Annotated in this window: 13 protein-coding genes; 2 read left to right on the top strand and 11 right to left on the bottom strand. The window is 46.4% G+C overall.

The genetic code is table 11. From position 1 onward, the window contains the following. Positions 1–323: hypothetical protein (locus HMPREF9439_RS13375; protein ID WP_008864858.1), on the bottom strand; the 323-nt coding region annotated here is incomplete at its 3' end. Between the two features lie 119 nt (positions 324–442). Here HMPREF9439_RS13375 and HMPREF9439_RS10655 point away from each other — a divergent pair. Both HMPREF9439_RS10655 and HMPREF9439_RS10650 read left to right on the top strand, forming a co-directional pair. Further along, positions 443–757 carry a hypothetical protein gene (locus HMPREF9439_RS10655; RefSeq protein ID WP_008864857.1) on the top strand — a complete coding sequence of 105 codons (315 nt, stop codon included), beginning with the start codon at positions 443–445 and terminating at the stop codon, positions 755–757. Further along, entirely contained in the window at positions 750–1,058 is a 309-nt protein-coding gene (locus HMPREF9439_RS10650; RefSeq protein WP_008864856.1) for a helix-turn-helix domain-containing protein, read from the top strand. The genes HMPREF9439_RS10655 and HMPREF9439_RS10650 overlap by 8 nt, the downstream gene beginning before the upstream one ends. Before the next feature lie 63 nt (positions 1,059–1,121). Here HMPREF9439_RS10650 and HMPREF9439_RS10645 read toward each other — a convergent pair whose 3' ends face one another. From HMPREF9439_RS10645 to HMPREF9439_RS10600, 10 genes are read right to left on the bottom strand one after another with little or no spacing between them, the layout of a single operon-like run. Further along, the gene (locus tag HMPREF9439_RS10645; protein WP_008864855.1) at positions 1,122–2,072 is read right to left on the bottom strand and encodes a hypothetical protein; all 951 of its coding nucleotides are present in this window, start codon (positions 2,070–2,072) and stop codon (positions 1,122–1,124) included. Next, positions 2,069–3,256: a type IV secretion system protein VirB10 gene (gene virB10 / locus HMPREF9439_RS10640; protein WP_008864854.1), complete on the bottom strand. Its 1,188-nt coding sequence runs from the start codon at positions 3,254–3,256 to the stop codon at positions 2,069–2,071. Before virB10 ends, HMPREF9439_RS10645 begins: the two co-directional genes overlap by 4 nt. Positions 3,257–3,259: 3 nt before the next feature. After that, positions 3,260–4,090, bottom strand: coding sequence for a TrbG/VirB9 family P-type conjugative transfer protein (locus HMPREF9439_RS10635; protein ID WP_008864853.1), 831 nt, complete (start codon positions 4,088–4,090; stop codon positions 3,260–3,262). Further along, complete coding sequence (locus HMPREF9439_RS10630) at positions 4,087–4,818, bottom strand: VirB8 family type IV secretion system protein (RefSeq protein ID WP_008864852.1); 732 nt, start codon at positions 4,816–4,818, stop codon at positions 4,087–4,089. The genes HMPREF9439_RS10635 and HMPREF9439_RS10630 overlap by 4 nt, the downstream gene beginning before the upstream one ends. A 36-nt stretch (positions 4,819–4,854) precedes the next feature. Further along, positions 4,855–5,070, bottom strand: coding sequence for a hypothetical protein (locus tag HMPREF9439_RS10625; RefSeq protein WP_008864851.1), 216 nt, complete (start codon positions 5,068–5,070; stop codon positions 4,855–4,857). Continuing rightward, the gene (locus HMPREF9439_RS10620; protein ID WP_008864850.1) at positions 5,067–6,275 is read right to left on the bottom strand and encodes a TrbL/VirB6 family protein; all 1,209 of its coding nucleotides are present in this window, start codon (positions 6,273–6,275) and stop codon (positions 5,067–5,069) included. The genes HMPREF9439_RS10625 and HMPREF9439_RS10620 overlap by 4 nt, the downstream gene beginning before the upstream one ends. A 14-nt stretch (positions 6,276–6,289) precedes the next feature. Next, positions 6,290–6,997 carry a TrbJ/VirB5 family protein gene (locus HMPREF9439_RS10615; protein ID WP_008864849.1) on the bottom strand — a complete coding sequence of 236 codons (708 nt, stop codon included), beginning with the start codon at positions 6,995–6,997 and terminating at the stop codon, positions 6,290–6,292. Positions 6,998–6,999: 2 nt separating this feature from the next. After that, complete coding sequence (locus HMPREF9439_RS10610) at positions 7,000–9,456, bottom strand: VirB4 family type IV secretion/conjugal transfer ATPase (RefSeq protein WP_008864848.1); 2,457 nt, start codon at positions 9,454–9,456, stop codon at positions 7,000–7,002. Next, complete coding sequence (locus HMPREF9439_RS10605) at positions 9,453–9,812, bottom strand: VirB3 family type IV secretion system protein (protein WP_008864847.1); 360 nt, start codon at positions 9,810–9,812, stop codon at positions 9,453–9,455. Before HMPREF9439_RS10605 ends, HMPREF9439_RS10610 begins: the two co-directional genes overlap by 4 nt. A 1-nt stretch (position 9,813) precedes the next feature. Beyond that, complete coding sequence (locus HMPREF9439_RS10600; RefSeq protein ID WP_040603619.1) at positions 9,814–10,098, bottom strand: TrbC/VirB2 family protein; 285 nt, start codon at positions 10,096–10,098, stop codon at positions 9,814–9,816. Between the last annotated feature and the right edge of the window lie 48 nt (positions 10,099–10,146).

Below are 10,146 nucleotides of genomic sequence, written 5' to 3'. Positions count from 1 at the left end.
TTATGCAGCTCGAGGATGGAACTTTTAGGCCAGATCTTATCCAGCGGTTCTGAAGAGAGACGTTTTTCAAGTTCTTCCGGGGATCCCTGGATGAATTTATAAGGCTCAGTGCTCCTGTTGACTGATCTTCCCTTGCGGGTGTTATGAAGGTCTTCCCCGAAATCTTGAAGCTTGCGGCTGCCGTCCCTGTTTAATTGGTAATTCAAAATATCTTCGTCTTTGATCGCAGTTGAGACAGCCGGCTTTTTATCGGCCTTAGGTTTTTCGTGTTCCGGAGGCGCAAAAAAATCAAATTCCAGTTGTTCAGCGAGTAATGAGGTCATGATTAACTCTCGATATTTATGGTGTTATCAATGTCTGAATTAGGGTTTATCTTTTGATACAGATCGAGAGACGTTTTAAAGTTAAAATAAATCTCTCCTACATTGTGGTAGTTCAATAAATGCTCTATACGGTTTGTGAGACTCCGGTTTTTACTCAAAAAGCCCTTGAGATTTGGACTAACCAGGAGAAAGAGGAGTTCATTGGTTGGATTGCAGGAAAGCCTTATTCTGGAGAGGTGATTCCAAATAGCGGAGGTCTCAGAAAAGTTAGGTGGCACGCAAGCGGACGCGGCAAAAGAGGGGGTGCTAGAGTAATCTATTACAACCTTTTGGAAGCTGGAGAGATCGTTTTGCTTATGGTCTATACAAAAAATAAGTTTGATGATCTTCCGAAAGAGTTTTATAAAAAATTGAAGGAGGCTGTAGATGCCTAAGATTGTTAACCAAAAGTATTCTTCTGACGGGGAAATACAGGCTTTTTGTGAAGACCTTTTGCTGTCGGTTTCCCAAATGAAAGCTCGTAATTTTTCAGCGAAAGTCGTGGCTACTCCAATAATTGCGACACGTAAGAAAACTGGTTTGACCCAAGAAAAATTTGCAGAAATGCTTGGAGTATCAAAGAAAACTTTGAGTGCTTGGGAACAAGGTGTCAGAAAACCATCCGGAGCCGCTAGAACCCTCTTAAAAATTGCAGATAAGCATCCCAAAATTATTAAAGAAGTGGCATCTTTATAAATTTGGAGGAGGGAAGAGGGCCAATTAGTTAGGCTGTATAGAGAGGAAGGAACTTGCATCATCTTAACGCTCTCTTTCTTTATCAGGAGCTTTGCTTTTAATTTCTATGACTTTTCTTGCTTTTGCGTTTTTGTCATAGATTTCCACGGACAACTGTTGTCCGGCATCTTGAGCCTCTTTAAAAACAGAGGCCATCTTGTCTCGAAAAGCTTGCTGAAGACGTGGTCTGTTTTTAAATTGAGGGGCGCGCAGAAATCCGGCAGTCACGACTTTGCAGGCTTTTTTGTTTTCCTCTGTCAGTTTTGCAAAATCCGGTCCTTCTTTATCAAGTTGTTTGAGCCTTGTAAAATCTTTTTTTCCTTTGTTGAAAATAGCTTCAACAACCTTCTCCTTAGGCTTGGCGGAAATTGAGAGCTTCCCTTCCCAGTCCCAAGGTCTGTTTAATTTTTCATTGGAAAGGTAGGCGGAAAATTCGGGCTGATGCAGGCTTAGTACCGGATCGTGCTGAATCCCGCTAAGAAGGCTTTGCCACTGTTTGGTGTAATAAAGGCTTTCTGCCGGCTCAATGTTGCGGAAATCTGCTTCATAGCTGATTTCTTCTCCGTTTTTTCCAACACGCTCCAGGCATTGTTGAAGTTTGAGTTCACAAACCTGAGCTTCAATTTCGCTTCTGAACGGTTCAAGAAGCGTTTTTGTTGCCGAGATGATCTGTCTTGATTTATCTGCGATAAAGTTTTCAATCTCGGAATTATCGGATGTGGGCTCAAAACTTAAAGCTGTTCCGGGAAGCTTCTCCTGAGGTTCAAAAATAAGCTGAGGGTTAAGTGTGACTTCTTTAGTTTCAAGAACTTTGTCCTTTTGAAAACTTCGGATTTCACCGTTGAGAGTACTAATCACCGTACCCTTGGATGATGCATACAAATCCAATGTGGCAGGAAAAAGTTTGAGTTCCAGCTTATGGGTGTTCTGAGCCTCTAATTCGATAGCAAGTTCGTCGTGTTCTGAAAAAGTCATTTTGTTGTCTCCGGGAGGGGTTTCAAACTGTATACAGAGGAGAAATCAACATCGCGCGCGACAAGAATGCCGATGCGCTCCCCTTGATTTTTGGTTAGAGTGGGCGGAATGTTGCCGCTTTGACGCATAGCCTCTTCAATGATTCTTTCCATCCCGTCTTGGCTGTTTTGGTAGTAATTCACGCCGCCGTTGTTTTCGGTGTTTTTGCTCATACCGAAATCGAAGCCGTCTTGAATCAGAGTGAAAAGTAAAGCATTGCCGAACCTTCTCCACCAGTGGAAATCAATTTCCCCGGACAGTCCCGCTCCGCCGAGCGCATCCGTGGACGGTGAATTCAAATTGATTCGAACCCCGTTGGGTGTTTGAATTTGCGTCCAAAGAACAAAGATCCTGTTTAGGCCGTTTTCTACCGCTCCTTTGTACTCACCCACGGCCTTCGAGCCTCTTTCTAAAAGAAGCGTTTTGCCGTTTGCTGAATAAATATTCCTGGGAATGACGCAGCTGGTCATTCCGGGAACGGTTGTATCCAGTTTGGTCTCCAAGATGCATTCAATAAACGTTCCTTTAGAAAGCAGAAGGTTTCGATTGGGCATCATTGAGGCTCTGACCGAGGCCGTTTCAATCGGAGTGAGCAAGTTGTCAAATTTTTCTGAAGACCGGGGAGGTTCCGACGCTCTGAAAACAGGCTCGGTGCTATTTTCAGGAGCGGCTTGGATCGTGTTTGCCTCTCCCATCATCGGGGCGCTGTTTCTTCTTTCGGTTAACGTGGGCTCTTTGGGTTTTTCTCTATCATTTTCAGCGACTGCGGGCAGGGGTGCTGAGTAGGTCGGAAGCGCGGGCTCGTAAGCAACCGGAGGAATTGCCGGAGTGATTGGCGAGATTGCCGGTTCAGGGGCACTTTGATTTTTAATTTCTTCTTTTTTGACAGTTGCCTGATGATCAAGAACAAGGGTTTTGTTGCTTGTGTAAATGTTCCCGTTTTCTTTTGCTTTTGAGGTTTCGGTCTTTTGCTCTTTAACGTCTTGGTTCTGATATAAGTTGTAGCCTACTAAAACGCACAGAGCCAGCATTGCAGCCGCAACAAGCGGTTTGCCCGGAGTTTTACTTTTTCTTCCCTCGACATGGGGAATACCTTGTTTTGCATCTTGAGCAACGGAAGTAATGGTGTCTTTATTGGTTTGCATTATTTACTCCTTATGCTTGATTTGTCTGTATAAGCCCTTGACAGAGACGGCGCGTTTATCCGAGGCTCCGCCCCCCTGATAGTTTTCGTTGTAAATGCCGACAACGGCTTTGCCCGCTCTTAATCTCACTTCTTCGTAAACACCGTGCAGAACAAGCCAGCCGTCCTCCACATGGGAGTTCAGCAAGGTTTCCTCGCCGTCCTGTACGCGGTAAGCCGCCGGGAAATCCGTTTGTTCCTTAAACTTCAGGTACGTAAAACGATTGTCATCAAATGCCTTAATTGGTGCGATGGTCTTGGAAGCAGCGGCAGATCCGAAGTTCATTGTGTATTGATAGTTGGATTTTTTGTTTTCCGGATCTTTTTCTTCCGAGTGCAATGCACTATCCGAAAGCAGGCTCTTGACTTGATTTTTTTCGGCTTCTTTCTTGGCCGCTTCAATTTCATCCAGCGGATATCTGAACGTTAAGCGATAGGTAGCCTTTGCCCGGGAACCGAGACGAATGTCAAAGAGATAGCTTCTGCGATTGGTGACAACCACAAGATTGGTTCTTCCATCCGTTGCTTTCGGCTTCAAAAAGAAGTAGTTCCCTCTGCCTAGAAATTCCCAGGCAGTAGAAAAGCCGCTTCCATAGCTTTGAACCTGTTCTGAAGGGGAAAAGACAATAGTGGTAATAATTCCGCTGGCAGCAGTGACAGGATAGACTTCATCGGCTCGGAAATCGGTATAGAGAACTCTTTGGTCTTCTTTGGCAGCCTGCGGTTTATCCAGAGCAAACGCATTGGATAAACAGAGAACAGAGAAGAGCGTTCCGATAATCAAAGTTTTCTTCATTTGGCGGCTCCTACTGTGAGATCGGGGTCCATTCGGTAGGAAGTCACTTTGAATCCGAAAGGATTGATGAGTCTGCTCGGCTCGTCAGCTTTGAAATTCGGGATGTATTCATAGGCAATCGTTGCTGTCCAGTTCTGGGAGGAGTCAACCGCATTGGTTTGTGTATCCACTAGCTTTTTGCCGAATCGAACAGTGGCAATGCCATTGCCGTTTGGTACAACGGTATGGACTTCAACGACAATTTTCTTGCTGTCGCCAAGCAGTCTGTCCAGTGAGTTGTCATCGGTGGAAAATTGAGCTGCGTACGGGTCAAATACGTTGGGAAGCGACAGCTCTCTGGTTTTAAGATAATCGTGCTCGAGCGTGCGGTAGTCATAGCTTTCCCGGCTGAGAACGTATTGGTTAAGCCAGTATTTGTCCATCATCTCAGAAAAAGGGATATCTTTTTCATTGGCTATCGCTAAGACGGCAGCTTCTCCGGTGTTTTGATTGACGCGAATAACAAAAGGTTCTGTCTTTTTCAGCGGCATCATCAAGGCAATGGCTGCCGCTGTTGATATAAGGCACAGACCTAAAATTTTGCTGCACAGCCACGCTCTTTTTTCGCTCTTTTCTACAAGCTCTAACCGGCTTGTTTCCCAGTCAAGTGCTTTTTTAAAATTGTCTTGTGCTTTGGTTGTATTGTCCGAGGAGTGTTCTCCATTGGACTCTGTCTTCTTTTTCCACATGATTCTTTCCTTTAGGGATTTGTTTTCTTTGCCGTGTTAATGGCTGCCGCTTTGAACCGATTCGTTATTCCCGCTTGTGACCGGATTGTTTTCCTCTCCGAAGACGAGATTTGTCTCAGTGCTTTTTGATTGAATCGGTGCGTTAATAGGTACCCGAGCACCGTGAGGGAGCGCCGGTGCCGGGGCGCCGCAGGCGCAAAGAAGAGAAGTGCAGCAGGCGGCAATTAAATATTTAATAAAAAGTGAATTCATTCTGAGTCCTTTTTTCCAAATGTTTTTTTGTAGGCACTGTCTTCGGCCGAAGAAGAGCCGGAGTCTTGCTTTCGGCTGAAATTGGCGGCACTTTTCATTGCACTGGCGACATATCCGGCAGCAGCCATTGCCCCGCCGGCGGCCAACCCCATTCCGGCTAAAGGCAGTACGCCGTTTTGATTAAGACCTTGACCTCCCAGCAAGGAACGTCCGGCATTCGCAATCCCGGAACTGCCAGAGCCTTTGCCTAAACCCAACAGAAGGGCTCCGGTTGTGGCGGCAGCCACGTTTCCGACTCCGTGAAGCATCTGACCGATGCCCGGTGCATCCATTCTTCCTCCTCCGGTGAGTCCGGCCGAAATCGCAGGGATGAGCTTGACTAAAGTGGCCGCAGCTAAAGAGAGCACGGCAAAATTCATCACCGGGAGAAATAGCGTGCCAAATTTTTCAGTGACGATCGGGTTTTTCACTGCCAGTTGGATATCTTCAACTGATCCTTGAAAAGCTTTAACAAAAAGCATGATGACAGCCGTCGTAATGACGAGAGTGAAAATCGTGGTGATGACACTTCTTATCCAGCCGTCAAACCAGGACTGCGTTCTCGGAAACATCAAAGTGCATAAGAACAAGGGGCCGAAACCTAAGAAAATAATGAGAGAGACTTCATTGATCAGCAGTATTCCCAGAGCCGAAAAGGTAAAGTACACACTCAGCAACCCCAGAATGACCGTGACAATACACATGGCTAGAATTTCCGGCGCGCCCGTTAGCCAGTTAAATTTCCCGATCAGACTCCAAACCAAATTAAAAGCCTTTATGAAGGTTAGCCAAAGCTGATCAAGGGAACCCCACGCGCTTGATATTTGGTGGGCCCCGCCTCCTAAGTGAACACCCTGAGAGACGGCTTCCATCAGGCCGCTTTGGAAGTATCCGAGCGCCTTGATGACGTAGCTGGTGAAGTGGCCGGTGTTTAATGCCAGGAAGGCTATAAATCCGACTTTGAGCATCTGGACGATGATGTCGTAAATGGCGCCGTAGTTGTTCTCTCTCATCATCATGAAAGAGCGCACGATCACGAACATGACAAGTCCCACTGCTACCACACTTCCGAGATTATTGATAAGTGCAGTCGAGGTGTCAGTTGCGAAAGAAGATATGTAGCCTTTGAACTGATTTCCAAAAGCTTCAAAGTAATTTGCAGCCATTTTCTTTTCTCGAATTACTTGGTAAGTCCTTTGAGGATTTCTTCTTCAGCTAACGGCTGAAAGGCTTTTTGATGATTGATCAGCGCTTGTTCCTGAAGCATTTTTTCGTTCAGAGCTTTTTGAGAGGCCAGCTGCATTTGCGCTGAGAGCTGACTGGCGTCAAAGGCGACTTTTTCTGCTTGGATTCGGGCGCTAAGGTCTGCGATGGCTTTTGCATCCGTTGCCGAGTCAATCTGCTTCATCAGGTTTTCTATGTTCTGAAGTCTTTGATCGACTGCTTTTTTTCCCTCGTTCGCAAGAGCCTGATACTGAGCAAATGAGGCGCCTTCTATTTCACAAAGGTTCCTATCTTCTCCGCTGAGATTCGCGCAGCGTTCTCCGAGTTTTAAATTTTCATAGATCGTCCTTGCCGGTGCGGTAAGTTGGCTGACTCCGCCGTTGAGGACATTGCGCATCTGAGACTCAAAGTTGCTTGGAAGAAACTGACGCAGTGTGGTGTCGTATCCGAACATTCCCAAGCCTCTGGTACCGGTGAAATTGTTCAGTGTGTTGACGGCAGTGTTGTACTGAGCTTGCAGCTGGCTGTACATCTGCTGAAGCTGAGTCAGTTGCTGCACCATCTGCGCAATAGCTGTCGGGTCAACAACCGGAATGCCCGGGGCGGCTGCATAAGCCTGGGTCGTTAGAAGCCCGGCAAACAATACTGATAGGATCTTGTTCATTTTTATTCTCCTGGTTTGCTGTTTAAATTCAGTTCGGAAAGCGGTTTTTCGCCCCAGAAATAGGGAAGCCACTTCTCCGGTTCTTCACCGGTGTGTTTGATGAGTTCTTCAACAAAATTGATGTTTTTTGTGGAGCCGGAGAAAACCTTAAGTGCCTTTGGAAATGCTTTTAAGTCTGCCCGGCAGACAACCGCCTGCTGATTTTGTTTAATCAGCATGGTTCTGGAGAGCTGAGGAAAGTTTTTCAACAGAGAAAACTCGTTGGGCGTGAGTTTGAAGCCCTCGATGTACTGCTTCTCATCGGCTCCGGTATTAGGCAGAAAGATCTTGGTAATGCAGTTCTGAATGTAGTTTGAGCCTTGAGGATTGCTCAAAATATCTTCAGGAGACTGCGTGGCAAGAATAATGAGACCGTTTTGCTTACGAATGGTTTTGAGTTTGTCAAATGCGTACTTTGCGGTATCCGGGTCTGCTAAGTATCTCCAAAACTCATCCATGAAGATCATGACTCTGCGTCCGTCAATAATCGATTCGAGACGAAAGAGCAAATAGTCAGTGACTAACGAACAGATATCCTTATTGGCTAAGAATTCAGTTCCGTCTATTCCTAAAACCGGCTTCGAATTAAAGTCGATTTTGTCTTCTGGATTGTCAAAGACCCAGGCAAGATCATTGCCGTCTATCCAACGCTTTAAACGCTGAGACAAAGAGTTTTCCATCTCCGCAGCGGAACTTCCCTGAACTAGGTTCTGAGGAAGGAGGGCGAGTCTGCGGACGCTTTTATCCATCGACATTACCGACTGAATAGCCTGCATCAGCCGATCTTGATCTGCCGGGGAAACCGGCAGTCCGTCTTGCTTGATCAGCTTCAGAACGAACCGGTTCAAAAACTGTAAATTCTCCGGTGTGGGATCAAGCTGAAACGGATTGAATCCGCTGGGCGCTCCTTCCTCGAAGGTAAAGTAGCGTCCGCCTAGGGCACGGATCGCAATCTCAGCCCCTCGGTCTTTGTCAAAAAAGATGCAGGAGAGCTTGGTGGTATCGGTTCGGTATTTCTGAGACAGCGTCAGCAGCATATTCATCAGCGCTGTTTTTCCGGTGCCGGCAGTTCCGATAATCATGGTGTTGCCAAGGTCGTTGTTGCCGTAAGAATCTTCCAGCGGATCACACACATGAAAATTGAAGTAAAACGGCATATTGCTTGGTGTCTTGAGGATGGTCACCGCCTCTCCCCAGGTGTTTCTGTCACGCTTTCCACATGGGAAATTATGCAGAGACGCCAAGTGAGAGAAATTCAGAGTCGTAATCTTTGCAACCCTCGGGCGCATTTTGAACATTCCCGGTAACTGGTGCAGATACGACGCAGAGAGCGCCAAAGTACTCAAATAAGGGGTGGCACCTGCTTTTGTCATAAGTTGAGCTGCGTCCGTTGCGTGTTTCCGGACATTATTGCGATCCCCGAAAACAAGCAGGCTGTAGGAGTATTCACCCATTGCGAATGCTCCGTTGATCAGCCCTTCTATGGCTAAAGACAGTTCTTGGATTTGAGAGCCGGATCTGTCTCCGGAATTGATCAGCAAACCTTCCTGTTTGCTCAGAACCTCAACTCCTCTTTTGCGGCTCATAAAACAAAACGTATGAGTCTCAATGAAAGGGTAGGGGCCGCAGCTGCCAAGTTCCTGCATGAGAGGATCGAGTTTGCCCGAGTTCGTTGTTTCCGGATACTCTTTAATTTCTATTGCTTGAGCGTAGGTGTCTCCTTCCGTAGTCTGCAATTGGATTGTGTCCGAGCCGATAAAGACCTGGACGTTGCCCAACGCTGAATAGATAGGGCCATTGGGTACACGGACTTTCTGCCAGCGCCCTGTAAGCAAAAAATTGTAGAAACTCAATTGTTCGGAGTATTGGCGTCCGTCTTGCCCGTACGTTTTTAAAGTGACGGGCGCATAAGGCAAGAGCGCCTGAAAGAGACTTTGATAAATCTTCTCAAATTCTTCCAGTCTGTTTTCCAGCCGGGTACGGGTTTCTTCAAACGAAGGTTTGGAAGAAAAGAACGTTGTCTTTTTGCTCTGAAGGTCACGCATAATCAGCGTGCAGTAGAGCTCAACGGCTGTAAACCCCTCTTTTTTTGTTTTCTCATTAAAAGAGATTGAAAAAAAGGAAGAAAACAACGAGTCTGTACAATCCGAGAGGCTGTCCGAGATGTTGCGCCTGACACGGTGTATCTGAATGGCAAGATCCGGGCGGTCCAATGTCCGGTAGAACCCATTCAACTGGGAGGACATTATCGTGAGATCTTCCGGGGACTGCGTTTCAAAGGGAATGCCGTTGAGTTTCATTGTGGCGATGAGGCAGCCGTCCCTTTCCATTACTACATGGTCCGTTACTAATGAAGAGAACGGAATGTACGATTCCAACTCTCGCTCTTTTTCAAAAATTTTTAATCTTTCTAAAATCACTTGTGATCCTTGATTGAAAAATCTGACGGACAGAGGATGACCCTCTGAGTTCTATTTGAAGAGCTCAGAGACAATGAGTTGCGCCAAACCAATCGATTGGGGTTGTTTTGAATCATGGTTCTAAAGTAGATTCCCCATTGATAGAGGACCTGATCATCTCTATCCGTGATCCGTTTGAAAATCCAAACCGGGATAGGAATCAGCAGCATTAGCGGCGGCCAAAACAACAGCGAAATCACCATGCCGGTTAAAACAGTGATGACGAACGTTTCGGTCGGAACGCCTAAGATGCAAGCTGGGCGCGTGGCCCCCTTAAATAAGGGAGCTGTTTCGATTTGAGTGACGGGATCGGGCATCTCACTTAAATCCAAACAATTGAACAATCCAACCGGCTGCTGCACAGATAGCTAAACCAAATACCGGTTTAGCGAGTACGTCCCAGCTAAATTTGCCGGACATATACATAATGCCGGCAATAACTAGACCGCCGGTGCCAATCCACTTCACAGCAGCCGTAAGTTCAGCGACAATCGTGTTTCCAACCGTAGAAAGCGATTGAAGTCCGTTGGCCGCAAGTGCCGGTTCATGAGCGAGAATCAATGCAGCAAAGATGGAAAAATAAAGATTGAGGTTGTTTTTCATAAAAATTCTCCTAAGGTTAAAAAATGAGTCCGCTTGATTTGCCGGGGA

Source organism: Parasutterella excrementihominis YIT 11859 (assembly GCF_000205025.1).
GTDB classification, from domain to species: Bacteria; Pseudomonadota; Gammaproteobacteria; order Burkholderiales; family Burkholderiaceae_F; genus Parasutterella; species Parasutterella excrementihominis.
This window is presented reverse-complemented; position numbering and strand designations above follow the sequence as displayed.